The sequence below is a fragment of the Streptomyces sp. NPDC085866 genome (assembly GCF_044541035.1).
Classification (GTDB): Bacteria; Actinomycetota; Actinomycetes; order Streptomycetales; family Streptomycetaceae; genus Streptomyces.
Map to the genome: position 1 here is coordinate 22,593 of NZ_JBITSQ010000018.1, position 24,397 is coordinate 46,989.

A 24,397-nucleotide genomic window follows, 5' to 3' on the forward strand; every position below is an offset into this window, starting at 1 on the left:
AGCCCCGACTCCGCGATGGCGTGACATGACAGCGCACGGTCACATCTGGGCATTTAATAACTTTCGGGTGACTTGACGATGAAGCAGTCGTATCTGACTATTTCATCAGAAGTGGACAAAGTCGTCCAAGGTTGGCAGACGTCGCGCCGGCTTCCATCACGGCCGCAGATCGGGCCGACGCCGCACATGCCGACGCTGCCTCACACCCACGCACCGATGGGAAGAACCGGATGACGAACACCGACCACACACCACTCGCCGAGCCGGTGAGCTCCCGGGAGATACCCGACGCGGCTATAGCGATGCTCGATGGAGAGGGGACCGTGGTGGGGTGGACGCACGCCGCCGAGCAGCTTGTCGGGTACTCGGCCGGGGAAGTGGTGGGCCGGTCCGCCGCACACGTGCTGCCGCCCGCCGAACACGCCCCGGGGGCTTCGGCGTTCGCCGAGCAGTGCCGCGCCCAGGGTGGCTGGTCCGGCACCGTGACGGTCCGCCACCGCGACGGCCACGCCATCAAAATGACGCTGCGGATCTCACTGCTGTGGGGGCAGAACGCCGGCACCCGGTGGCTGGTGTCCGTGACCGACATAGGCACCCTGTCCTCGGGGGCTTCCGACGGAGCTGTGCGGGAGTCGCTCCTGGCCCACTCACCGGTCGGCATCGCCGTCTATGACCCGCAGCTGCGCTGCACCTGGGTCAACGACGTCATGCAGCGCCACGACGGCACTCCTCGTGAGCGACGGTTCGGACGCCGCCTGCGGGACTCATTGCCCGCCGTCGAGGCCGAAGCGCTCGAGGTGGTGATGCGGCAAGTGCTGGACAGTGGCATCACCATGGTCCACGAGTACCGGGCGTGGTCGTCGACGGACCGGCGCCGGGAGCACGCGTTCTCGGCCTCGTTCTTCTGCCTCCAGGACGCGGACGGCACGGCACTGGCAGTGTGCTCCATGAGCGTGGACGTCACGGGCAACCGGCGGGCACGCGAGCGCCTTGCCATCCTCAGCGAAGCCAGCACGTGCATCGGCAGCACCCTCGAGGTCATGCGGACCGGGCAGGAACTGGCCGACCTTGCCGTGCCCCTGCTGGCCGACCACGTGATCGTCGACCTGGTGGAGTCGGTTCCGTTCGGCGTGGATCCCTCGGCGGGGACCGGCAACGCGAACGACCGCCCACCTGTGCTGCGCCGTGCCGGTGTGGCCTCCGTCGACCCGGGTACCCTCAAGTTGCCGTGGGTGCGCCAAGAGGTGATCCGCCCCTTCCCGACCTCGCTGTTCGCCACCGTCCTGCGCACGGGCAGGTCTTACCTGGAATCGGTGCTGGACACCTATGCGGGCCCCTGGACCCTTCACGACCCGGTGCGCACGCAACGGCTCCGTGACAGCGGCGTCCACTCTTTGATGGTCGTACCCATCCGTGCACGCCGCTGCGTGCTGGGGCTGGCGGTGTTCGGCCGCTCCGAGGAGCCGACGCCGTTCCAGGAGGACGACCTCCTCCTCGCGGAGGAGCTCGTCACCCGAGCCGCGCTCAGCCTGGACAACGCTCTCCAGTACGCTCGCCAACGCACCGCAGCCCTGACGCTCCAACGCGACCTGCTCCCCCACCATGTGGGAGGCGGCGCCGCCGTCGATGTCGCCTCGCGCTATGTGCCGGCTGACATGGATCACGGCGTGGGGGGCGACTGGTTCGACGTGATCAAGCTGTCTGGCGCCCGGGTGGCCCTCGTCGTCGGAGATGTGGTCGGACACGGCATCAACGCCGCGGCGACGATGGGCCGATTGCGCACCGCCGTGCGCACGCTCGCGGACATGGAATTGCCTCCCCACGAACTGCTGAGCCACCTCGATGACACGGTCAGGCGGCTGAGCGAGGAAGATGCCGACACTCCGGACCAGTTCCCCGCGGCGGTGGGCGCAACCTGTCTGTATGCCGTCTACGACCCGGTTACCCGGCGGTGCACGATGGCGCGGGCCGGGCATCCGCCGCCCGCGATCATCGACCCGAAGGGCCATATCACTTTCCCCGACATGCCCGCCGGGGCCCCGCTCGGCCTCGGCCTCGGTCTGGCCCCCTTCGAGTCCGTGGAACTGGAACTGCCCGAGGGAACTCTGCTCGCGCTCTACACCGACGGTCTGGTCGAGTCCCGCGACGACGACATCGACGTGGGACTGGATCGCCTGGGCGCCGCCCTGGCAGAGACCGGATCGTCCCTGGAAGACCTGTGCTCTCAGGTGATCGAGACCCTGCCGACTCAGGCGCCGGCCGACGATGTCACCTTGCTCCTTGCGCGAACTCGCGGACTCGAACCGGCCCAGGTCGCCTCCTGGGAACTGCCGAACGAACCGGCCGCCGCCCGCATCGCCCGGCAGGCAGCCGCCCGTCAGCTCAGCGAATGGGGGCTTGTGCATCTGGTGACCACCGTGGAGCTGGTTGTCAGTGAACTGGTCACCAACGCCATCCGCTACAGCGGCGGGCCGATCCGCCTACGGCTCATCCAGCACCAGGTCTTGACTTGCGAAGTCTCCGACAGCAACTCCAGCCACCCACGCCCCCGTCATCCCCACATCGTCGACGAGAACGGCCGCGGTCTTTCCCTCGTGGCTCAGCTGTCCCGCAGGTGGGGGTCACGCTCCGCAATGGACGGCAAAGTCGTCTGGGCCGAACAGGACCTGCCCTCGCAAGCCGTTGTGGTGTGACGCGCTGCCGACCGGGCGGCCAACGGCCGCCACATCACGACGATCTCTCGAGCCGCAGGCTCTCGTACAGGAAGCCACAGATGGATATGGACAATGTCAAGAACGCCGACTCGGCAGGCGCCTCCGACGGATCGACGGGCGTCTCCGGTTCCGGTCCCAGCGGCAGGTTGTACGCCTTCGACGGTCTGGCAGCCGCCGTGCTCGACGATCGAGGCGCGGTGCTGCGGTGGACGCAGACAGCACAGGACCTGACGGGGTTCCGCGCCGAGGAGGTCTGTGGCCGCCCCGTGCAGGAACTGGTGGCCGACCTCCCGTACGACCTGCGCGGCGCCACGGAGATGCCGGCGTCCGGCCGGGTATGGCTGTGGCACCGGTGCGGCGACACCATCGATGTCACCTTCAGGACCACCATGGTGGGGGGCTCGGCGGAGATCCTCGTCCTGGCGGCCCCTACGCCCCACGTCACCGACCACGAGCACGGAGCGGCGCTGCTGCGTGCGCTGGCCGCACAGAACGGGATCACGATCGCCGTGCACGACACGGATCTCACCACTGTGCAGACGAACGCCACGCCGGGCAATGCCGACGGCCGTCCAGTACCGCCCGGCGCTCGGCTGAGCGACGTGCTGTGCGCCCAGGACGCGGAGAACCTCGAGGCAGTACTGCGCCAGGTACTCGAGACGGGTGCCCCAGTGGTCCGCAGAAACCAGCAAGTGAGCTGGCGGCACGATCCGGCGCGGCAGTACGCGCTGTCGGTGTCCGCCTTCCGACTGGAGGACGCGCGGGGACGCGCCACGGGGGTCGCAGCCCTGTACATCGACGAAGCCGACCAGATGCGTGCCCGCCGCCATCTGGACCTCGCCCGCGAGGTGGCCGAGCGGGTAGGAGGATCCCTGGATGTCGTACACACCGCGCAGGACCTTGCAGACGTTCTCGTACCTGCCTTCGGGGATCTCGCCGCAGTCGACCTAGCGCACTCCGTTTTCGCCGGGCACGAACCCTCGAAGGAACTGGGCGGTGGAGACATGAACAACGCGGCCCTTGCGCCGGCCACCGCAGTGTGGCCGGCGGGCATCGAGCGCGGGCAGTGCGTCCCGCCCCTTTTCGCCCACCCCCTGCTGCACAGCTTCCGACACGGCGAGCCGGTCGTCTTCGGCGTTGACGACGTCATCGCCATGCTCAGCGACCCACAGCTGGTCGAGTATCTCGTCCCGAAGGACGCCCATTCGGTGATGGTTGCACCGTTGCATTCCCGCGGGCTCACGCTCGGCGCCATATCGGCCTGGCGCTGCGGCCGATCCGCCCCCTTCACCGAGGACGAGGCGGATCTCATGAAGCAGATCGCCTCACGGGGCGCGCTCGCCATCGACAACGCCCGCCGTTACACGCGGGAGCACAGGGCGGCCGTAGCGCTGCAGCAACTCCTCCTTCCCCCGGCCACGACCGACACTCCGGGAGCAGAGACCGCCGGCGTCTACCTGCCCGCAGGCTGGGGAGCGGGCAGCAGCGGCGACTGGTACGACGCCATTGCCCTCCCCTCTCTCCGGCTGGCACTTGTCGCCGGAGACGTGGTCGGCCACGGGATGCCCGCGAGCGCCACCATGGGCCGCCTGCGCGCCGCCATCCAGACGCTCGCGGACCTGGAACTCGAACCGGACGAGCTGCTCACCCGGATCGCGGACCTGGTCCAGCGCCTCGCGGCCGAAGCCCCGTCCGGCGACCGCGACATCGTCGGCGGCACCTGCCTGTACGCGGTCTACGACCCGGTCACCAGACGCTGCACCATGGCCAGTGCCGGCCACCCACCCCCCGTCCTGGTCCGGCCCGACGGGACCGCCGAAGCAGTCGGGATCTCCCCGGGGCCACCACTCGCCCTCAGCGGCATGCCGTACGAGACCACCGTGATCGACGTCGAGCCGGGCAGCGTCCTCGCTCTCTACACCGACGGCCTGGTCGAACGGGGCGATCGCGACACCGGCCAAGGCCTGCGGCGCCTGACGGAAGCCCTGGCGGCGTACTGCCGTCCGGGTCGTGCCCTGGACGAAACCGGCCGGGCTCTCCTCGCCGACCTGGCAGACCAGGCGCCGCGCGACGACGCGGCCCTGCTGCTGGCCCGCACCCGCGCCGTCCGAACGGCGGACACCGCTCACTGGGAGATCCCGGCCGATCCGGCCGCCGTCTCCAAGGCCCGAAAGTGGATAACCCACCAGCTCACCATGTGGGGCCTGGACGACCTCCTCTTCACCACCGAACTCATCGTCAGCGAACTGGTGACCAACGCCATCCGCTACGGTCGTCCGCCGATGGACCTCCGTCTGATTCGCCACAACGTCCTGGTGTGCGAGGTCACCGACTCCAGCAGCACCCAACCCCGCCTGCGGCGTGCCCGCACAACCGACGAGGGAGGACGAGGCCTGTTCCTCGTCGCTCAACTCGGCGGACGATGGGGCTGTCGCCATGGCCAGAACGGCAAGACGATCTGGTCCGAGCAAGCCATCCAGGATCCCCCTGAAGCTACGGCTCACCGAGGTGGGTCGCGGCAGAGTCACCCACTGCTCTGATGTCTATCGACCCGGTGTGCCATGACGGAAGTACATGAGGCCGGAGTCTGCGAGCGGGAGCAGACTCCCACCTCGTGGCCGCTGTGTGGCTCGGCTCGCTGGAGGCGCAGCGACCGGGATCAGGTGCCGTCACCGAAGCCGGGCTTGGCATTGATCACGGAAGAGACGTCCACGACCACGTCACTCGCACGCTTCTCCGGTACCCCGGCAGCGATCAGGGTGGCGACGACGAGAGGGACGACATCATCATCCAGGACCCCGGCATTAACGCTCTCCAGCAAGGCGACCATCAGCGCTTCCAGTCCAGCGCTGAGCGCCACGGGCGGCAGGTGGGAATGGAAAACGCCCTCCCGCTGTCCCCTCTCCAAAATGTCCGTCGCCGCGTCTCGGACCGGAGCCAAGATCCCCGTTACGCGTTCGGCTCCCAAGTGCCTGCGAGCCAGCGCCAAGAGCATCCGGTACCTGTCCCCCACAGGCCACATCGCAAGGAACAGCCGCGCCAGGGCCCGCTCAGCCGACTCATCCAGCCCCACCGCGTCCTCCGCAGCCTCCCTCAGCGCTGTGGACGCCTCGTCGGCGAGCGCTACGAGCAGGGCTTCCCGTCCGGGAAAATGCCCAAAGAGCGTGCGCCGCACGACACCGGCAGCTCGCGCGAGCTCCTCCATCGTGATGTCCGGGTTCCGACCGAGCTCCCGGCGGGCCGTGTCCAGGATGCGCGCCCGGTTGGATCGTGCATTGCGGCGCTGAGGCGCGCGGGCCACGGGTTTGCTCACGACAACCTCGGTACATCGGTAGGGCAGGGTGGCGGCGCAGAGGCCAATCGGTACGTCCGATTTTGGCAGAAGCGAGAATCGCCTGCTCTGTCGGCCCATCGCTGTGCGCCATTCGCGCCGACAGCCGCCGCGTGTGAAGTTCGCGCCATCCGCGCCGACACGTGCAGGCCGAAGCTCTCCATCACGCAGACATTCCTCTACGCCGCAGCGGTGACGGCCGTGGATGCCGGGGACGCGTGGCTCAGTCGAGCGAGATCACCCGTGCCGCGGGCCACCAGACCGCCTCGCTGTCGTCCCTGTCTCACGACTCGCATCTTGATGTAGCGTTCATTCTAATTGGAATGATCGCTATGACAGGGTGAGCGCAGGAACGGGGGTAAAGGCCACGCACCAAGGAAGGCACATCGATGACGAGGCCGCAGACGCCGCGCCGGAAGCGCGCGAACGGGGTGGAGTCGCGGCAGCGCATCCTCGATGCCGCGGCGGAGATCGCTGGTGAGCGCGGATACGAGGGCACGAGCATCGCGGCGGTCAGCGCCAAGTGCGGCCTGCCCGCGAGCTCGATCTACTGGCACTTCGAGAACAAGGACGACTTGATCGCCGCGGTCATCGAGCGTAGCTTCGAGACCTGGCTGGCGGAGGTCGAACTGCCGGACGAAGGCGCCCCGCTGGAACGGGTCGCCACCATGGCGGCGAACGTGGCCAAGTCACTCATCGCAGCGCCGGACTTCCTGCGCCTCGGCCTCATGCTGGCCCTCGAGCGCCGCCCGGAGGAACCCGCGGGACGGACGATGTTCCTGCAGGTCCGCGAGATCGCCCGGAACAAGATCACAGAAGTGCTCGAGACTCTCTTGCCGGAGCTGGACGACGCCGCCGTCCGCGATCTCACCACCTACGCCGTCGCCGGCGCCGACGGTTTGTTCATCGCCCACGAGATCGACGGCAACAGCGTCGATCTCGTCCAGATGCTGCAACTGCACGCCCGGTTGGTCTACGAGGCCGCCACACACACGTCCGCAATGAGCCACGGATGACGTGGTCGCTGACAGGCATCGACCTCACCCTCACTTTCCTGCGCCAAAAGCGCAAGGAGAGCCAGCGACCCGCCCGCATCGCGCCGGTCGAACTTCGTGGCATGCCGGGCATCTCTAGACCTGCTCAACGGCTTCCTGGAGAGGCTGACGGCAGAGTGGGCGGAGTCGGCTCTCCCGGGTCCTCGAGCGATTGCCATGCCGAAGGGCACCTAGCCAGCCGGTGCGACCAAGATCCGGACCATGCCCGGACCAAATGCCGGAGCACATGCGCATCTGTGCGTACGGCTTCCGCGGCGGGGGTGCGGGGGCTTCACGTGACGTGCCTCCCGGGGAGGACGGACGGGGTCACGTGTCAGTTGCCGCCGCCTGAGCGGGAGTTACCGCCTGCTTCCGGTACGAGCGCACGCTGAACCTCGGGTCGGCGCGGCGGCGGTCCTGGCCGGGCAGGGCAGCCAGCCGCTCGGCGAAGCCTTCGACGCGGGGGTCGCCGGGCGGCAGCGCGGTGAACCAGCCGCGCCGCAGGTCGGCGATGGTGGAGCGGGGGCTGCGGCCCTGCCCGAGGCCGGGGAAGGTGGCCCGTCCGGCGGGCTGCAGCCCGTGCTCGGCCGCGTGGGCCGCGAGGATTTCGGCGGCGTCCTGGGCGGGGCGGCGGGGGCGCGGGGCGAGGACGGTGTCGATGTCGCTGCCGACGTCGTGCGCGGCGGCCTTGTCGACGGTGGTGACGTAGACCCCGCCGGGCCGCAGCACGCGGGCGCACTCGGCGACGACGGCGCGGACGTCGGCGGGGTCGGACAGCAGGTGCAGCAGCCAGATGCTGGTGACCGCGTCGAAGGTGGCGTCGGCGAAGGGCAGTCGGCGGCTGTCGGTCAGCAGGACCGCGCCGGGCAGGCGGGCCGCGGCCGTACGGGCCATGCCGGGGGCGAGGTCCACGCCGGTCACCCGCAGCCCGGGGCGGGAGGCGGCCAGGCGCCGGGTGACGATGCCGGTGCCGCAGGCGACGTCGAGGAGACGGCCCGGCCGGTCGGGGATCAGGCCGAGGACGGCGTGTGCGGCGGCTTCGGCGCGCGGCTCGCCGCCGCGGGACGCGTCGTAGGCGTCGGCTTCCTTGTCGTAGTCGAGCACACCGCTCAGTGTGGCCCGTGACCTGGGGCGATGTCCTCCACCCTGTGGGCGAGTTCGAAGTCCTTCCCGGTGACGACGCCGCCCGCGCTGTGGGTGTTCACGCTGAGGGAGACGGTGCTGTAGCCGAGGGTCAGGTCGGAGTGGTGGTCCAGCTCGTCCTGGATCCGGGCGATGTGCACGACCAGCGCCGTGGCAGCGAAGTGCGAGCCGAGCCGGTAGGTGCGGGTGAGCCGGTCGCCCTCCACCGACCAGCCGGGCAGCTCGGCCAGCCGCTCCTCGATCTCCTTCTGCAACAGCGGTTCGACGGCCATGACCGGTCTCCCTTCGGGGCGGGCTGGTACGCGTTCAGCCTGCCACGCTCAGCCCCGTACCCGCTCCGCGGCGAGGTCGTCGGCCAGTGCGGCGATGCGGGCGCGGCCCTCGACCCGCTCGACCCAGGCGTGGGGCAGGCCGACGTCGCCGTGCCGGGCGCCGAGCAGGTTGCCGCAGATCGAACCGGTGGAGTCGCTGTCACCCGAGTGGTTGACGGACAGCAGCAGGGCGTCCTTGACGCGGGGCTTCGCCAGGGCGCAGTACACGCCGAGGGCGAGGGCCTGTTCGGCGACCCAGCCCGCCCCGAGGGACTCGACCTTCTCCGCGGTCGGCGACCCCTCCGCGGCCAGGTCGAGGGCCTCGCGCAGGGCGGCCGAGGTCTCCTCGTGGCCGGGGTGGCGTTCGAGCAGCCGCAGGGTGCGCAGCACCGCGCCCTCCAGAGAGTCCCCGGCGACGAGGTGGGCCACGATCGCGGCCAGGGCGCCCGCCGCGTAGTAGCCGGTGGGGTGGCCGTGGGTGATCTGGGCGCCGCGGGCGGCCATGGCGAAGGCCGCGTCGGCGCGGTTGACGAGGCCGAAGGGGGCCGAGCGCATCACCGCGCCACAGCCCTTGGAGTCCGGGTTGACCTGCCCCGGCCTGCCGTCGAGCGGGAGCTGGGGGTCGGGCGCGTACATCTGGGCGACCCCGGACAGACAGGCGTTGCCGGGGGCGCGACGGGCGTACAGCCAGGCCTCGGCGAGCAGGCCGACGGCGGGCTGCGGTTCGGCCTCCCCGGGGCCCGGCTTCGACTGGGTCTGCAGCCACCGCTCGTACGCCTGGCGCAGCAGCAGGGCCCAGCCGCCGCCGATCCCCTTCTCCCGCTCCCGGGCGTGGGCCTGAACGAGGGCCTCGACGGTGAACAGGGTCATCTGCGTGTCGTCGCTGATCCGGCCGACCAACCCGTGCGCGCCGGGGACGAGACCGGTCACCCCGTGCTCGCCGTGGGAGACGCGGATCCGGTCGAGGGAGGCGAACTCGACCGGGTAGCCGAGGGCGTCACCGACGGCTCCGCCGAGCAGACAGCCGCGGACCCTGGACCGGTACACCGCCACGGCCTCCCAGGACTGATTCCACGGCTGGTTCATGCGGGTGCTCCTCAACTCCGGTGCCCGGTTGCGGTAGTCGGGCGGGCTCCTCGACTACGGTCGTCCGTATGACCATTGTCGCGACCGGCCCGAACGCATCCGCCGACACCCCCGCAGACAGGACCGACAAGGCCGACAAGGGCATCGGCCCGCTGCTGCGCGCCTGGCGGGAGCGGCGCAGGATCTCGCAGCTGGAGCTGGCGCTGCGCGCCGACTCCTCAGCCCGGCACATCAGCTTCATCGAGACCGGCCGCTCCCGGCCCAGCGAGGAGATGGTGCTGCGGCTGGCCGAGCACCTGGACGTGCCGGTGCGCGAGCGCAACGCCCTGCTGCTGGCGGCCGGTTACGCCCCGCACTACCCGGAGACCCCGCTGGACGACCCGGCGCTGGACGCGCTGCGCGACGGCATGGAGCGCCTCATCCAGGGGTACGAGCCGTATCCGGCGCTGGTGGTCGACGCCGGGTACACCGTGGTGGCCGCCAACCGGGGCATCACGATGCTGCTGGAGGGCGTCCCCGAGAAGCTGCTGACGCCCGCCCCGAACGCGATGCGGCTGACCCTGCACCCTGAGGGGCTCGCGCCGCGCATCCGCAACCTGCGCGAGTGGCGCGGGCATCTGCTGGCACAGATGGAGCGGGAGATCGCCCTGCACCGCTCGGACCAGCTGCGCGCCCTGTACGAGGAGGTGGCCGCCTACCCGGTGCCCGAGGACGCGCCCGGCGACGAACCAGCCGAGCCGGTGCCGTACTTCGCGCTCCCGATGCAGATCGAGCACGACGGCCGGATCCTCTCCTTCGTGTCGTCGATCTCCACCTTCAACACGCCGATGGACGTCACGGTCGCCGAACTCGCCATCGAGACGTTCCTGCCCGCGGACCCTGCGACCACCAAATACCTTCACACACTGGCCGGTTGACGAACTCTCCCGAGCCGACTCCCCTCGACCGCGTGTGCGAAACGGCGCCGCATGACAGACTGCCCGCGTACTTCGGCGCGTAGGGGAGGGCGTGGCGTGAGTGAGCGGCGGGCTGCGCCCACCGTGGGCCAGGTGGTGCTCGGCAAGCGGTTGCAGGAGCTGCGGGAGGCGGCCGGCCTCAGCCGCGAGGAGGCCGCCCGGGTGCTCCGGGTGGCGTCGGCGACCGTACGGCGGATGGAGATGGCCGACGTCGCGCTGAAGATCCCGTACGTGCAGGTGCTGCTGACCACCTACGGGGTGTCCGAGCAGGAGTCGGCCGCGTTCGTGCGGCTGGCCGAGGAGGCGAACCAGCCGGGCTGGTGGCAGCGGTTCCACGACGTGCTGCCCGACTGGTTCAGCCTGTACGTGAGCCTGGAGGGCGCCGCCCGGATCATCCGCTCCTACGAGCCGCACTTCGTGCCCGGTCTGCTGCAGACCGAGGAGTACGCGCGCGAGGTGATGGAGGCCGGGACGATAGGGCAGACCGGCCCGGAGACGGTCGAGCGGCATGTGTCGCTGCGCATGGAGCGGCAGCGGCTGCTGGAGCGGGACGATCCGCCCCACCTGTGGGTGATCATGGACGAGACGGTGCTGCGGCGTCCGGTGAGCGTCCGGCCCGAGGTGATGCGCGACCAGCTGGACCGGCTGCTGGAGTACGCCGAGCGGGACCGGGTCACCCTGCAGCTCGCCGAGTTCGCGGCCGGCCCGCACCCGGGGACGTACGCCCCGTTCACGCTGTTCCGGTTCGCCGAGCCCGAGCTGCCGGACATGGTGTTCACCGAGTACCTGACCGGCGCCCTGTACCTGGACTCGCGCCGGGAGGTCTCGGCGCATCTGGAGGTGCTGGACCACATGACGGCCCGGGCCGCCTCCGCGCAGCGCACGATGAAGCTGCTCCGGGAGTACCGCCAGAGCTTCTGACCCCCTGCGACACCTCCGACACCCCTGCGACCAGCTGAGGAGCACCCACCGCATGACCGGACCGGACGCCGCGCCGCCCACCGTGATCGACACCAGCAGGCCGCACCCCGCGCGGGTGTACGACTGGTGGTTGGGCGGCAAGGACAACTACCCGGTGGACGAGGAGCTGGCCCGCAAGATCCTGGCCGCGGACGGCACGGCGGTGCGCGGGGCGCGCGCCAACCGCCGGTTCATGCACCGCGCCGTGCGGGCGGCGGCCGAGGCCGGGATCCGGCAGTTCCTGGACATCGGCACCGGCATCCCCACCGAGCCCAACCTGCACCAGGTGGCGCAGGGCGCGGCCCCGGAGTCCCGGGTGGTGTACGCGGACAACGACCCGATCGTGCTGCGGCACGCCGAGGCGCTGCTGCACGGCTCCGCCGAGGGCAGCACGGAGTACATCCACGCCGATGTCCGGGACCCCGAGACGATCCTGCGGCGGGCCGGGGAGAGCCTCGACCTCGGCCGGCCGGTGGCGCTGTCCCTGATCGCGCTGACCCATTACCTGGGCGACGGGGCCGATACCGACGACGACGTGTACGGCCTGGTCGAGCGCTATGTCGCGCGGCTCGCGCCGGGCAGCTTCCTGATCCTTTCCCAGGTCACGCAGGACCTCAGCCCGGACGGGGTGGCCCGGGCCGCCGAGCTGTTCCGCAGGAGCGGCACGCCCTTCCACCCGCGCACGCTGCCCGAGTTCCGGCGATTCTTCGACGGCCTGGAACTCCTCGGTCCGGGCGTGATCCCCGTGCACGGGTGGCGCCCGGAGCCGGAGGACGTGGCGGCGCAGGCGGAGGGCGTGGTGCCGGTGTACGCGGGAGTGGCGCGCAAGCCCTGACCCGAACGGGTGAGCGCCCGCGCCGGGTGACCCGTACGGCGGTCTGAACAGGTGGGTGTCCCCGCCCGCCCCTAGGTTCTGAACCATGGGGTGAGCAAGGGAGCGCACGTGACGGACACGCGGACACCACCCGGGGAGCCCGGCGCGGCGCTGCTGAGCGCCGCGCGGTTCTTCCGTCCGGGCACACCCGCGCCCGACCTGCACAGCGTCACGCTCACCGGCGGCCGGGAGGCGGACGCCTTCTACCGGGACCGGTGGAGCCACGACAAGGTGGTGCACTCCACGCACGGGGTGAACTGCACCGGTTCCTGCCGGTGGAAGGTGTACGTCAAGGACGGGATCATCACCTGGGAGACCCAGGAGACGGACTACCCGTCGGTGGGCCCGGACCGCCCCGAGTACGAGCCGCGCGGCTGCCCGCGCGGCGCCGCGTTCTCCTGGTACACCTACTCCCCGACCCGGGTGCGCTACCCGTATGTCCGGGGCGTGCTGCTGGAGCTGTACCGGGAGGCGAAGCAGCGGCTCGGCGACCCGGTGCTGGCCTGGGCCGACCTGCAGAACGACCCCGAGCGGCGGGGCCGTTACCAGCGGGCGCGCGGCAAGGGCGGCCTGGTGCGGGCAAGTTGGGACGAGGCCGTGGAGATCGTCGCGGCCGCCCAGGTGCACACCATCAAGACGTACGGCCCCGACCGCATCGCCGGGTTCTCGCCGATCCCGGCGATGTCGATGGTGTCGCACGCGGCCGGCGCCCGCTACCACTCGCTGATCGGCGCGTCGATGCTGTCGTTCTACGACTGGTACGCGGACCTTCCGGTGGCGTCCCCGCAGGTCTTCGGCGACCAGACGGACGTGCCGGAGTCGGGCGACTGGTGGGACGCCGCCTATCTGATGATGTGGGGCTCGAACGTGCCGGTGACGCGGACCCCGGACGCGCACTGGATGGCGGAGGCCCGCTACCGCGGCCAGAAGGTCGTGGTGATGGCGCCGGACTACGCGGACAACGCCAAGTTCGCCGACGAGTGGCTGCACCCGCACCCCGGCACCGACGGCGCGCTGGCGCTGGCCATGGGGCATGTGATCCTCAAGGAGTTCTTCGTCGACCGGGAGACACCGTTCTTCGCGGACTACGTAAGGAAGTTCACCGACCTGCCGTTCCTGGTGACGCTGCGCGAGCGGGACGGGGCGTACGTGCCGGACAAGTTCCTGCGCGCCGCCGACCTCGGGCAGGGCGGCGAGGGTGCGGAGTGGAAGACGGTCGTGCTGGACCGGGCGAGCGGCCGCGCCGTCGTCCCGAACGGCTCCCTTGGCTTTCGCTGGACCGAGTCCGGCAAAGGTAAGTGGAACCTCGAACTCGGCGCTGTGCAGCCGGAGCTGAGTCTGTACGGCGGTGAGGTGGCGGCCAACGTCGAGGTGCTGCTGCCGCGGTTCGACACCGAGGGCGGCGAGCACGGGCAGGGCCGTGGGGACGTGCTGCGGCGCGGTGTGCCGGCGACCCGGCTGGGCGGATCGAACGGCCCGCTGGTGACGACTGTCCACGACCTCCTGCTGGCGCAGTACGGTGTGTGGCGGCCAGGTATGCCGGGCGACTGGCCCGCCAACTACGAGGACGCCCGCTCCCCGGCGACGCCCGCCTGGCAGGAGCGGCACACCTCCGTACCGGCCGCCCGGTGCGTGAAGATCGCCCGCGAGTTCGCGCGGACCGCCGAGCGGTCCCGGGGCCGCTGCATGATCCTCATGGGTGCCGGCACCAATCACTGGTTCCACTCCGAGACGATCTACCGCGCCTTCCTCGCCCTGCTCCAGCTCACCGGCTGTCAGGGCCGCAACGGCGGCGGCTGGGCGCACTACGTCGGCCAGGAGAAGTGCCGGCCGGTGACGGGCTGGGCGACGCTGGCCGCCGCCTCCGACTGGGTCCGGCCGCCGCGGCAGATGATCGGCACCGCGTACTGGTTCCTCAACACCGACCAGTGGCGCTACGACCGCTTCGCCGCCGACGTGCTGGCCTCGCCGCTCGGCGAGGGCAGGTTCGAGGGGATGACGGCGGCCGACTGCCTCGCCCTGTCGGCCCGCGCCGGCTGGATGCCGTCGTACCCGACCTTCGACCGCAACCCGCTCGATCTGGGCGAGGTGCTCGGCGACCCGGTGGCGAGGACGGTGGCCGAACTCCGGGCGGGCACACTCAAGTTCGCCTGCGAGGACCCGGACGCGCCGGAGAACTGGCCACGCGTGCTCACCCTGTGGCGGGCCAACCTGCTGGGCTCTTCGGCGAAGGGCGCCGAGTACTTCACCCGGCATCTGCTCGGCACCCAGTCCTCGCTGCGCGCCGAGCAGGCCGCACCCGGTGAACGGCCCCGGGACGTGGTGTGGCGGGAGGAGGCACCCGAGGGCAAGCTCGACCTGCTGCTGTCGCTGGACTTCCGGCAGACCTCCTCCACCCTGCTGTCGGACGTGGTGCTGCCCGCGGCCACCTGGTACGAGAAGCACGACCTGTCCTCCACCGACATGCACCCCTACGTGCACTCCTTCACGCCGGCTGTGGACCCGCCCTGGCAGGCGCGCACCGACTTCGACGCCTTCAAGGCCCTCGCCGAGAAGCTGAGCGAGCTGGCCGTCGACCACCTGGGCGTCCGCAAGGACCTGGTGGCGACCCCGCTCCAGCACGACACCCCGGGCGAGACCGCCCAGCCCGGCGGGGTGGTCCTGGACTGGAGGCGCGGGGAGTGCGATCCCGAGCCCGGCAAGACGCTGCCCGAACTGACCGTCGTGGAGCGCGACTACACGGCGGTCGGCGCCAAGTTCGGAGCGCTCGGCCCGCTGGTGGAGCAACTCGGGCTGCCCGCCAAGGGAATCTCTCTCCGGCCGGACGAAGAGGTCGCACATCTGCGTGAGTTGAACGGCCCCGTGCGCGGCGGGCCGGCCGACGGCCGCCCGTCCCTGGACACGGCGGTGAAGGCGGCCAACACCGTCCTGGCCCTGTCCGGCACCACCAACGGGCGCCTGGCCACCCAGGGCTTCCGCACGCTGGAGCGGCGCACAGGCCAGGAGATGGCGCATCTGGCCGCCGAGCACGAGGGCAAACGGGTCACGTACGCCGACACGCAGGCGGCACCGGTGCCGGTGATCACCTCGCCGGAGTGGTCGGGCAGCGAGTCCGGCGGCCGCCGGTACACCGCGTTCACGCTGAACACCGAGCACGGCAAGCCGTGGCACACCCTCACCGGGCGCCAGCACTTCTTCCTCGACCACGACTGGATCCACGAACTCGGCGAGGGGCTGCCGGTGTACCGGCCGCCGCTGGACATGCACCGGCTGTTCGGCGAACCGCGGCTCGGGCCCGACGGACAGCGGGAGGTGACGGTCCGCTATCTCACCCCGCACAACAAGTGGTCGATCCACTCCGAGTACCAGGACAACCTGTTCATGCTGGCCCTCTCCCGGGGCGGCCCGAACATCTGGATGTCCCCGCAGGACGCGGACGCCATCGGGGTGAAGGACAACGACTGGATCGAGGCGGTCAACCGCAACGGCGTGGTCGTGGCCCGCGCGGTCGTCTCGCACCGGATGCCGGCCGGCACGGTCTACATGCATCACGCGCAGGAGCGCACGGTGAACGTGCCGAGGACGGAGACCACCGGGATGCGCGGCGGCATCCACAACACGCTCACCCGGCTGATCCTCAAGCCGTCCCATCTGATCGGCGGCTACGCCCAGCTGTCCTGGGCCTTCAACTACCTGGGCCCGACGGGCAACCAGCGCGACGAGGTGACGGTGATCCGCCGCCGCAGCCAGGAGGTCGAGTACTGATGCGCCCGATGGCCCAGATCGCGATGGTGATGAACCTCGACAAGTGCATCGGCTGTCACACCTGTTCGGTCACGTGCAAGCAGGCGTGGACCAACCGTCGGGGCATGGAGTACGTCTGGTTCAACAACGTCGAGACCCGGCCCGGGCAGGGCTATCCGCGCCGCTACGAGGACCAGGAGAAGTGGCGCGGCGGCTGGGAGCTGAACCGGCGCGGGTCCCTGAGGCTCAAGGCGGGCGGCCGGCTGCACAAGCTCGCCGGGATCTTCTCCAACCCCAGGCTGCCGGAGATCAAGGACTACTACGAGCCCTGGACGTACGACTACCGGAACCTCACCGACGCCCCGCTCGGCGAGGACTTCCCGGTCGCCCGGCCGGTGTCGTCCCTCGACGGCAAGCCGATGAAGATCGAGTGGTCCTCGAACTGGGACGACAACCTGGCGGGCGCCCCGGCCCACGGAGACCTCGACCCGTTGGTGGAGCGAGTGCGCCAACAGGCCTCGGACAAGGTGAAGTTCGCGTTCGAGCAGACCTTCATGTTCTATCTGCCGCGGATCTGCGAGCACTGCCTGAACCCGTCGTGCGTGGCCTCCTGCCCGTCGGGGGCGATGTACAAGCGGGCCGAGGACGGCATCGTGCTGGTCGACCAGGACCGGTGCCGGGGCTGGCGGATGTGCGTGACCGGATGCCCGTACAAGAAGGTGTACTTCAACCACGCCACCGGCAAGGCCGAGAAGTGCACGCTGTGCTATCCGCGGATCGAGGTCGGGCTGCCGACGGTCTGCTCCGAGACCTGCGTGGGCCGGCTGCGCTACCTCGGAGTGATCCTCTACGACGCCGACCGGGTGACCGCTGCCGCGTCCGTGCGGGAGGAGAAGGAGCTGTACGAGGCCCAGTTGGGCGTCTTCCTCGACCCGGAGGACCCCGCGGTGCGGCAGGCCTGCGAGGAGGCGGGCATCCCGCACGACTGGACCGAGGCCGCCCGCCGCTCCCCCGTGCACGCGCTGATCAACAGGTACCGGGTGGCGCTGCCGCTGCATCCCGAGTACCGGACGATGCCGATGGTCTGGTACATCCCGCCGCTGTCGCCGGTGGTGGACGCGCTGGCCGAGACCGGACACGACGGCGAGGACGCGGGGAACCTGTTCTGCGCGATCGACACGCTGCGCATCCCGCTGGAGTACCTGGCGGAGATGTTCACGGCGGGCGACACCCGCCCGGTGCGGGCCTCGCTGGAGCGGCTCGCGGCGATGCGCTCCCACATGCGCGCGCTCAACCTCGGCGAGCAGCCGGACTCGGGAATCGCCTCCGCGGTCGGGATGCGGCCGCACGAGATCGAGGAGATGTACCGGCTGCTCGCGATCGCCAAGTACGAGGACCGGTACGTCATCCCGACCGCCGCCGTCGGTGACGCCCGCCGGCTGGAGGAGTCGGCGCTGCCCGGGGGATGCAGCCTCGACTACGAAGGCGGACCGGGCATGGGCGGCGACGGCCCCTTCGGCCAGGACTCCGGCCGCAGACAGCTGCCGCTGGTGTCCGTCGAGAACTTCCGTCTGCTGCGCAAGCGGCAGACCTCCGACCACGCGGACGACGCCTAGGAGGCCCTGATGCCCTCGGACGCGGTGCTGTACCAGGCGGCGGCGCTCTGCCTGACCTACCCGGACGACGACTTCTTCGCCCGGCTGCCGCTGCTGCGCGAAGCCGCCCCGCAGCTGCGCGCGTTCACCGACCACGCGGCCGTCAGCGAGCCGCAGGAGCTGGCTTCGCACTATGTGCAGGTCTTCGACTTCAGGAACCGGCACAGCCTGTACCTGAGCTGGTGGCGGGACGGCGACACCCGGCGGCGGGGCATGTCCCTGGTCCGCTTCAAGGACGTCTACCGGCAGCACGGGCTGGAGTTCAGCGGCGAGGAGCTGCCGGACTTCCTGCCGGCGGTGCTGGAGTTCACCGCCCGCACCGGCAACACCGATCTGCTGACCGAACACCGCGACGGTCTGGAACAGCTGCGCTCCCGGCTGACCGACCACGGCACACCGTACGCGGCCGTCCTGGACGCCGTGTGCGCCGCACTGCCGACCGCACACACCGGGGTGCGCCCATGACCACACTCCTGTGGGGCGCCCTGCCCTACATCGCCTTCGCCCTGCTGGTCGCCGGCCTCGTCTGGCGCTACCGCTACGACAAGTACGGCTGGACCACGCGCTCGTCGCAGGTGTACGAGTCGAAGCTGCTGAACATCGCCTCGCCCTGCTTCCACTACGGCATCCTGTTCGTGCTGGCCGGGCATCTGATCGGGCTGTTCGTGCCCGCGTCCTGGACGCGGGCGACCGGCGTCGGCGAGCGCACGTACCACCTGTTCTCCCTGTACGGCGGCACGGCGGCCGGAGTGCTGACGGTCGTCGGGATCCTGTTGCTCGTCTACCGTCGGCGGACCCGCTCCCCCGTGTTCCGGGCCACCACGGTCAACGACAAGATCATGTACGTCGTTCTGCTCGGGGCGATCGTCCTGGGCATGGTCGCCAAGCTCGCCCATGCCTCCGGCGACGGCTACGACTACCGCGAGACGATCGCCCCCTGGGCGCGCAGCCTGTTCACGCTCCAGCCGAAGACCCACCTGATGGAGGGCGTGCCGGTGCTGTACCAGGTGCACGCGGTGACCGGCATGCTGCTGATCGCGTTCGTGCCCTACAGCCGCCTGGTGCACATGTTCAGCGCACCGGTGCAGTACCTGTTCCGGCCGTACGTCGTCTACCGGACACGGGACCCGAGGCAGCTCGGGCCGCGGCCGGAGCGGCGGGGCTGGGAGCGGCTGGGCGGTTAGGCCGCGCCGCCCTTCTGCTCCCGGTCCTCGTCGACGATCTCCGCGTCCACCACTCCCTCCTCCTCGGGCGGCGCGCTCTGTTCCCCGGCCGAGGCGCCGGAGGCCGAGTCGCCGGAGGCCGAGGGCTGGGCCTGGCTGTACATGGCCTGCCCCATCTTCTGGCTGACCGTGGCGAGCTTCTCGACTCCCGTGCGCAGGGCGGCGGTGTCGGCGTTCTGCTCCAGCAGGGTCTTCAGCTCCGTTGCCGCCGCCTCGACCTCGGTGCGGGTGTCGGCGGGCACGCGGTCCTGGTTGTCGTGGATGAACTTCTCGGTCTGGTAGACGAGTTGTTCGGCCTGGTTGCGGGTCTCGGCGGCCTCCTTGCGCTGCCGGTCCTCCTCGGCGTACTGCTCGGCCTCCCGCATCATGCGGTCGATGTCGTCCTTGGGGAGGGCGGAGCCGCCGGTGACGGTCATCTTCTGTTCCCGTCCGGTCGCGAGGTCCTTCGCGGAGACGTGCATGATGCCGTTGGCGTCGATGTCGAAGGCCACCTCGATCTGCGGGACACCGCGCGGGGCGGGCGGCAGGCCGGTGAGGTCGAAGACGCCGAGCTTCTTGTTGTAGGCGGCGATCTCGCGTTCGCCCTGGTAGACCTGGATGCCGACCGAGGCCTGGTTGTCGGCGGCGGTGGTGAAGATCTCCGAACGTCGGGTCGGGATCGTGGTGTTCCGCTCGATCAGCTTGGTCATGATGCCGCCCTTGGTCTCGATGCCCAGGGACAGCGGGGTGACGTCCAGGAGGAGGACGTCCTTGACGTCGCCGCGGAGCACGCCCGCCTGGAGGGTGGCGCCGACCGCCACCACCTCGTCGGGGTTGACGCCCTTGTGCGGGTCCTTGCCGGTCAGCTCCTTGACCAGGTCGGTGACCGCGGGCATCCGGGTCGAGCCGCCGACGAGGATGACATGGTCGATGGCGGAGAGCTTCACGCCCGCGTCCTTGACCGCCTGGTGGAAGGGGGTCTTGCAGCGGTCCAGCAGGTCCGCGGTCAGCTCCTGGAACTGGGCCCGGGTCAGCTTCTCCTCCAGGTGCAGCGGGCCCTCGGCGGAGGCGGTGATGTAGGGCAGGTTGATCGAGGTCTCCGAGGACGAGGACAGCTCGATCTTGGCCTTCTCGGCGGCCTCGCGCAGCCGCTGCACCGCCATCTTGTCGTTGCCGAGGTCGATGCCGTACTGCGCCTTGAACCGCTTCACCAGGTGGTCGACGACCCGCTGGTCCCAGTCGTCACCGCCGAGGTGGGTGTCGCCGTTGGTGGCCTTCACCTCGATGACGCCGTCGCCGATCTCCAGCAGGGACACGTCGAAGGTGCCGCCGCCCAGGTCGAAGACGAGGACGGTCTGCTCCTCGCCGCGGTCCAGGCCGTAGGCGAGGGCGGCGGCCGTGGGCTCGTTGATGATCCTGAGCACCTTCAGGCCGGCGATCTCCCCGGCCTCCTTGGTCGCCTGCCGCTGGGCGTCGTCGAAGTACGCCGGCACGGTGATCACCGCGTCCGTGACGTCCTCGCCGAGGTAGGCCTCCGCGTCCCGCTTCAGCTTCTGCAGCACCCGCGCCGACAGCTCCTGGGCACGCAGCCGGGCGCCGTCCACCGTGCCCTGCTCGGGGAAGCGCCAGTTCGCGTCGCCCATGTGACGCTTCACCGAGCGGGCCGTGCGCTCCACGTTCGTCACGGCCTGCCGTTTGGCGACCTCACCGACCAGTACCTCGCCGTTCTTCGCGAACGCCACCACGGACGGGGTGGTCCGCGCGCCCTCCGCGTTGGTGACGACGGTGGACTCGCCGCCCTCCAGGACGGCCACCACCGAGTTCGTCGTCCCGAGATCGATTCCGACCGCACGTGCCATGGTCCGTCCCCTTCCGCCAGGGCGCCTCGCACCCTTCCAGCACAAAACACGCGTACGGCGCTGTCAATGTACGAATACCCGGAAACGGCGGTGCCGCGCCCCCGTGCGGGAGCGCGGCACCGGGACGGTGGTGCGACGGTCAGGCCAGCTCGGCCGTCAGGGTGATGGTCGTGCCGGTCAGGGCCTGGCTGACCGGGCAGTTCTTCTTGGCGTCCTCGGCCGCCGAGGCGAAGCCCTCCGCGTCCAGGCCCGGCACCTCGCCGCGGACGGTGAGGTGGATACCCGTGATGCCCTCGCCCGGCTGGAAGGTGACGTCGGCCTTGGTCTCCAGACGGGTGGGCGGGGTGCCGGCGCCGGTGAGGCCGTGCGAGAGGGCCATCGAGAAGCAGCTGGAGTGGGCTGCGGCGATCAGCTCCTCGGGGCTGGTCTTGCCGTTGGCCTTCTCGGCACGCGACGGCCAGGACACCGGCTGCTGGCCGATGCCGGAGGAGTCGAAGGTGACGAGGCCGGTGCCCTCGATCAGGTTGCCTTCCCAGACCGTGTGTGCGGTGCGCGTGGTAGCCACGGTGGTTCCTTTCGCATGTGGTCCCGTGTCCAAGTCCTGCGCCACCCATCCGATCACATCCGGGCTCACTGCACCCTGAAGACCGGGCCACGCGGGGTGAACGGAAGGCGACCACCCTGCGGGATCAGATAGGCGTGCTCGCGCCGCACCCGCAGGACGTCGCACCAGCCGTCGGTGATGACCAGCACCGGCGCGCCCGGCGGGAAGTCCGGTGCGCGGTGCAGCAGGTCGATGCCGGGCTGCAGAACGGTGCCGCCGCGCCCGTGCACCCGTACCCGGCCGGCGATCTCGGTGACCGGCACAAAGCCCGCGTCGTGCGGGGCGGCGTCGCAGAACACCACACGGGCGGCCGGTACGTCGCGGGCCTCGGCGTAGGAGGCGATCGCGCCGAGGGCCTTGCCGAGCAGGGTGCGATCCATCGAGCCGGAGGTGTCGAGCACGACGCCGAAGGTGCAGCGGGCGATCTCCTCCGGCGGGAAGCAGCGGCCCGCGCGCGGGATGTCGGGGGTGGCGGACTGGCGGCGCGAGGGGCGGGCGTAGGAGCGTACGGCCTGCGGGCTCGGCACGAACTCGTCGAACCAGCGGGCCAGTCGGGCGTCCCAGGGCAGCGGCGGATGGCTGAGTGCGCGGATCTCCTCGACCAGCCCGCCGGGCAGGAAGCCGCGCTGCTGCCCCTGGTGCAGGTCCAGGCCCCGGACCAGGCCGCGGCGGTAGAACTCGTCCAGGTCCACGGGGGCGCCGGGCGGGGCGAGCGGAGCGCCGAGAACGTCGCCGAGGCCCTTGCCGCGCAGGGTGGCGAGGCGGCGCATGCGGCGCAGGTCGCCGGCGATGCGGTCGTAGACCTCCTCGGCGGACAGGCCCGCCAGCTGCGGGTCGTACAGCAGCCCGTCGGGCATGGTGCCGACCTGCATCTCGGCGAGCCAGCCGTTGATGACGTAGTCGCAGGCGACGTTGAACAGGTAGGGGTCGCGGGTGCCGCAGCGGTCGCCGTGGCGCAGGGCGGCGTGCAGCATCTCGTGGGCGAGGATGAACCGCCACTCCTCGTCCTCGAAGGTGCGCAGCGGGTTGACGTAGATCTCGCCGGCCTCGGCGTTGACGGCGGCGACGGCGATGCCGTGGGCGCGGGCGAGTTCGGCGTCGGCGACCAGCTTGATGCCGGCCGCGATGCCGCCGAGCAGCGGGTAGGAGGAGACGAACCAGCTCAGGGCGCGTTCCCAGGGGCGCTGCCGGGTGGGGCCGCCGGTCATGGCGTCGCGGCGGCCGCCGGCCAGGTCCATGGCGGTGGCCATGGTGCGGGTGAGGCCGTGGGCGAAGGCGAGCTGCCAGTCGGGGGGCTTTTGCAGGTAGCCGGTCCAGGGCACGAGCAGCTGGTCGGGTTCGGTGCCGGCCGTGCCGCAGTGCTCGTACACGGCCGGGATGTGCTCGGCGCGGCGCCAGCGGGCGGCGATCTGTTCCTCGTCGCCGCCGGGGTAGGACGCGGGCAGGTCGTCGGGGGTGCGGCCGACGGGGAAGGTGAGCAGGAAGCGGTTGACGACGGCACAGCGTGCGGCGAGGTCGTAGCGGTCCGGCTGTACGCGTTCGCCCTTGGCGGCGGGGACGTGCCCGAAGCCGAGGTGGATCAGGCCGTGGGCGATGGCCCAGGCCCACTCGGCGGGCTCCGCCCGACGGGTGGGGTGCAGATGGACGCGGCCGCCGGAGTCGATGCGGACCAGGCCCTGGCGGGGCGAGGCGGGGCAGTCCTCGCGGCGGCACATGTCCGCCTCGACGGCGGCGAGCGCCGGGTTGGCCCACACCAGCTGGACGCCCTTGGCGCAGTCCTCGGCGGCCGGATCCGGCTTCTTCTTGTTCTTCGCGCTGCGGCCGCTCATCGCCGGGCCTCGACCAGCCGGGGCATGTCCCGGGCGGCCTCGATGAGGAACCAGGCGGGCAGGACGGGGTTGCCGTCGGCGTCGGAGGCGATGACGCTCTGTGCGACCTCGACGGAGATCTCCGCGAGCTGCACGAGCAGGGACTTGGCGCGGTAGGCGGTCTGCCGGCCGTTCGCCGACATGTGCTCCTTGGTGACCGGCAGCTCCTTGACCAGGCGGCCGCGGAAGGATTCGGCGAGGTAGTACAGCAGGTCGCGATCCTCCAGGCGGTGCGGCCAGCGGGCGTCGCCCTTCAGGATCGCCTCGATGCCGAACCGGCTGCGGACGATCTTGACGTAGCCGCAGAAGGCGGTGGCGTGCGCGGGGGTGAGGGTGCCGTGCGCGAGGACGCTCAGGGTGGCTTCGTCGAGGTCGGGTCCGAAGGAGTGCAGGGCGTCGGAGAGCATGTGCCAGGAGCGGGGCGTGGAGAACGGCTCCTCGGTCTTCGGCGGCCTGGACCACAGGTGGTCGGGCCGGTCGGTGAGGTGGTCCAGGATCCACGGGTGGATGCCGTGGCCCGCGGCCCAGGCGAGCCAGTCCTTCGGGGAGGCCTCGAGATGGACGTGGGCGAGCCGGTTGACCAGGGCGGAGGCGATGGGCCGGGCGAGGGCGTTGTCGGTGGCGCGGTTGCCGGCGCCGATGACGATCGACCCCTCGGGCAGCTCGTAGCTGCCGATACGGCGGTCGAGGATGAGCGAGTAGAACGCCTTCTGCACGTCCGGGGTGGCCGCGTTCAGCTCGTCCAGGAACAGGCAGTACGGCTCGTCGCGGGCGATGGTCTCCGGCGGGCAGAACACCGAGCGCCCGTCGCGGATCTGCGGCACGCCGATCAGGTCCTCGGGGGCGAGCTGGGTGCCGAGCAGGCTCACGCACTCCAGGCCGAGGGAGGCGGCGAACTCCCGTACCAGGGAGGACTTCCCGATCCCGGGGGCGCCCCAGACGAAGACGGGCCGGACGGTGGCGAGGCCGAGCAGCAGCTCGGGAAGACGGGCAGGGGTGACCGTGACGGCAGCCTGCAAAACAGAGGCTCCTTGGGGATGTTCGAGAATGTGCGAC

18 protein-coding genes are annotated in these 24,397 nt (G+C 70.7%); 10 read left to right on the forward strand and 8 right to left on the reverse strand.

The genetic code is table 11. The features are described 5' to 3' along the window. Positions 1-230 precede the first annotated feature (230 nt). Positions 231-2,693: a SpoIIE family protein phosphatase gene (locus ACIF83_RS36485; protein ID WP_398140262.1), complete on the forward strand. Its 2,463-nt coding sequence runs from the start codon at positions 231-233 to the stop codon at positions 2,691-2,693. A gap of 80 nt (positions 2,694-2,773) precedes the next feature. Next, the gene (locus ACIF83_RS36490) at positions 2,774-5,254 is read left to right on the forward strand and encodes a SpoIIE family protein phosphatase (RefSeq protein ID WP_398140263.1); all 2,481 of its coding nucleotides are present in this window, start codon (positions 2,774-2,776) and stop codon (positions 5,252-5,254) included. 119 nt (positions 5,255-5,373) lie between these two features. Here ACIF83_RS36490 and ACIF83_RS36495 read toward each other — a convergent pair whose 3' ends face one another. Then, a complete protein-coding gene (locus tag ACIF83_RS36495) occupies positions 5,374-6,027 on the reverse strand; it encodes a TetR/AcrR family transcriptional regulator (protein ID WP_393481296.1) in 654 nt (217 codons plus the stop codon). A 407-nt stretch (positions 6,028-6,434) separates the two neighbouring features. Here ACIF83_RS36495 and ACIF83_RS36500 point away from each other — a divergent pair, with 407 nt between their 5' ends. Then, complete coding sequence (locus ACIF83_RS36500; protein WP_399733623.1) at positions 6,435-7,061, forward strand: TetR/AcrR family transcriptional regulator; 627 nt, start codon at positions 6,435-6,437, stop codon at positions 7,059-7,061. Positions 7,062-7,406: 345 nt separating this feature from the next. On the opposite strand, the gene ACIF83_RS36505 is transcribed toward ACIF83_RS36500, so the two are convergent. From ACIF83_RS36505 to ACIF83_RS36515, 3 genes are read right to left on the reverse strand one after another with little or no spacing between them, the layout of a single operon-like run. Next, positions 7,407-8,183, reverse strand: coding sequence for a class I SAM-dependent methyltransferase (locus ACIF83_RS36505; protein WP_399733625.1), 777 nt, complete (start codon positions 8,181-8,183; stop codon positions 7,407-7,409). A gap of 5 nt (positions 8,184-8,188) precedes the next feature. After that, the gene (locus ACIF83_RS36510) at positions 8,189-8,494 is read right to left on the reverse strand and encodes a 4a-hydroxytetrahydrobiopterin dehydratase (RefSeq protein WP_399733628.1); all 306 of its coding nucleotides are present in this window, start codon (positions 8,492-8,494) and stop codon (positions 8,189-8,191) included. Between the two features lie 48 nt (positions 8,495-8,542). After that, positions 8,543-9,619, reverse strand: a complete 1,077-nt coding sequence (locus tag ACIF83_RS36515) for an ADP-ribosylglycohydrolase family protein (RefSeq protein WP_399733631.1) — start codon at positions 9,617-9,619, stop codon at positions 8,543-8,545. 68 nt (positions 9,620-9,687) lie between these two features. Between ACIF83_RS36515 and ACIF83_RS36520 the strand changes: the two genes are divergently transcribed. The 7 genes from ACIF83_RS36520 to narI all read left to right on the forward strand — a co-directional run bounded on the left by ACIF83_RS36520 (position 9,688) and on the right by narI (position 18,992). Beyond that, a complete protein-coding gene (locus tag ACIF83_RS36520; RefSeq protein WP_393481308.1) occupies positions 9,688-10,536 on the forward strand; it encodes a helix-turn-helix domain-containing protein in 849 nt (282 codons plus the stop codon). A gap of 96 nt (positions 10,537-10,632) precedes the next feature. Further along, positions 10,633-11,496: a helix-turn-helix domain-containing protein gene (locus tag ACIF83_RS36525; RefSeq protein ID WP_393481310.1), complete on the forward strand. Its 864-nt coding sequence runs from the start codon at positions 10,633-10,635 to the stop codon at positions 11,494-11,496. Between the two features lie 52 nt (positions 11,497-11,548). Next, positions 11,549-12,370: an SAM-dependent methyltransferase gene (locus tag ACIF83_RS36530; protein WP_399733635.1), complete on the forward strand. Its 822-nt coding sequence runs from the start codon at positions 11,549-11,551 to the stop codon at positions 12,368-12,370. Between the two features lie 108 nt (positions 12,371-12,478). Then, positions 12,479-16,174 carry a nitrate reductase subunit alpha gene (locus tag ACIF83_RS36535; protein ID WP_399733638.1) on the forward strand — a complete coding sequence of 1,232 codons (3,696 nt, stop codon included), beginning with the start codon at positions 12,479-12,481 and terminating at the stop codon, positions 16,172-16,174. Continuing rightward, positions 16,174-17,769, forward strand: a complete 1,596-nt coding sequence (gene narH / locus ACIF83_RS36540) for a nitrate reductase subunit beta (protein WP_399733641.1) — start codon at positions 16,174-16,176, stop codon at positions 17,767-17,769. The genes ACIF83_RS36535 and narH overlap by 1 nt, the downstream gene beginning before the upstream one ends. Positions 17,770-17,778: 9 nt before the next feature. Further along, positions 17,779-18,273: a nitrate reductase molybdenum cofactor assembly chaperone gene (gene narJ, locus ACIF83_RS36545; RefSeq protein ID WP_393481320.1), complete on the forward strand. Its 495-nt coding sequence runs from the start codon at positions 17,779-17,781 to the stop codon at positions 18,271-18,273. Continuing rightward, positions 18,270-18,992, forward strand: coding sequence for a respiratory nitrate reductase subunit gamma (gene narI / locus ACIF83_RS36550; protein ID WP_398140271.1), 723 nt, complete (start codon positions 18,270-18,272; stop codon positions 18,990-18,992). Before narJ ends, narI begins: the two co-directional genes overlap by 4 nt. Here narI and dnaK read toward each other — a convergent pair. From dnaK to ACIF83_RS36570, 4 genes are all read right to left on the reverse strand, one after another. Then, on the reverse strand, positions 18,989-20,869 hold the full coding sequence (dnaK, locus tag ACIF83_RS36555) for a molecular chaperone DnaK (protein WP_393481324.1): 1,881 nt from the start codon (positions 20,867-20,869) through the stop codon (positions 18,989-18,991). The two genes, narI and dnaK, sit on opposite strands and share 4 nt — an antisense overlap. Positions 20,870-21,008: 139 nt before the next feature. Next, positions 21,009-21,434 (reverse strand): OsmC family protein, encoded by a 426-nt coding sequence (locus ACIF83_RS36560; protein WP_393481327.1) that lies wholly within the window; start codon positions 21,432-21,434, stop codon positions 21,009-21,011. A gap of 65 nt (positions 21,435-21,499) precedes the next feature. Further along, the gene (locus tag ACIF83_RS36565; RefSeq protein ID WP_399733647.1) at positions 21,500-23,302 is read right to left on the reverse strand and encodes a hypothetical protein; all 1,803 of its coding nucleotides are present in this window, start codon (positions 23,300-23,302) and stop codon (positions 21,500-21,502) included. Continuing rightward, the gene (locus ACIF83_RS36570; RefSeq protein ID WP_389171588.1) at positions 23,299-24,360 is read right to left on the reverse strand and encodes an ATP-binding protein; all 1,062 of its coding nucleotides are present in this window, start codon (positions 24,358-24,360) and stop codon (positions 23,299-23,301) included. Before ACIF83_RS36570 ends, ACIF83_RS36565 begins: the two co-directional genes overlap by 4 nt. Positions 24,361-24,397: the final 37 nt, after the last annotated feature.

What these genes read in the sequence shown, in the direction of transcription:
- narH (WP_399733641.1), top strand. Translation starts at nt 16,174, where the DNA reads ATGCGCCCGATGGCCCAGATCGCGATGGTGATGAACCTCGACAAGTGC.
- narI (WP_398140271.1), top strand. Translation starts at nt 18,270, where the DNA reads ATGACCACACTCCTGTGGGGCGCCCTGCCCTACATCGCCTTCGCCCTG.
- ACIF83_RS36490 (WP_398140263.1), top strand. Translation starts at nt 2,774, where the DNA reads ATGGATATGGACAATGTCAAGAACGCCGACTCGGCAGGCGCCTCCGAC.
- ACIF83_RS36485 (WP_398140262.1), top strand. Translation starts at nt 231, where the DNA reads ATGACGAACACCGACCACACACCACTCGCCGAGCCGGTGAGCTCCCGG.
- ACIF83_RS36565 (WP_399733647.1), bottom strand. Translation starts at nt 23,302, where the DNA reads ATGAGCGGCCGCAGCGCGAAGAACAAGAAGAAGCCGGATCCGGCCGCC.
- ACIF83_RS36510 (WP_399733628.1), bottom strand. Translation starts at nt 8,494, where the DNA reads ATGGCCGTCGAACCGCTGTTGCAGAAGGAGATCGAGGAGCGGCTGGCC.
- ACIF83_RS36515 (WP_399733631.1), bottom strand. Translation starts at nt 9,619, where the DNA reads ATGAACCAGCCGTGGAATCAGTCCTGGGAGGCCGTGGCGGTGTACCGG.
- dnaK (WP_393481324.1), bottom strand. Translation starts at nt 20,869, where the DNA reads ATGGCACGTGCGGTCGGAATCGATCTCGGGACGACGAACTCGGTGGTG.
- ACIF83_RS36500 (WP_399733623.1), top strand. Translation starts at nt 6,435, where the DNA reads ATGACGAGGCCGCAGACGCCGCGCCGGAAGCGCGCGAACGGGGTGGAG.
- narJ (WP_393481320.1), top strand. Translation starts at nt 17,779, where the DNA reads ATGCCCTCGGACGCGGTGCTGTACCAGGCGGCGGCGCTCTGCCTGACC.
- ACIF83_RS36520 (WP_393481308.1), top strand. Translation starts at nt 9,688, where the DNA reads ATGACCATTGTCGCGACCGGCCCGAACGCATCCGCCGACACCCCCGCA.
- ACIF83_RS36530 (WP_399733635.1), top strand. Translation starts at nt 11,549, where the DNA reads ATGACCGGACCGGACGCCGCGCCGCCCACCGTGATCGACACCAGCAGG.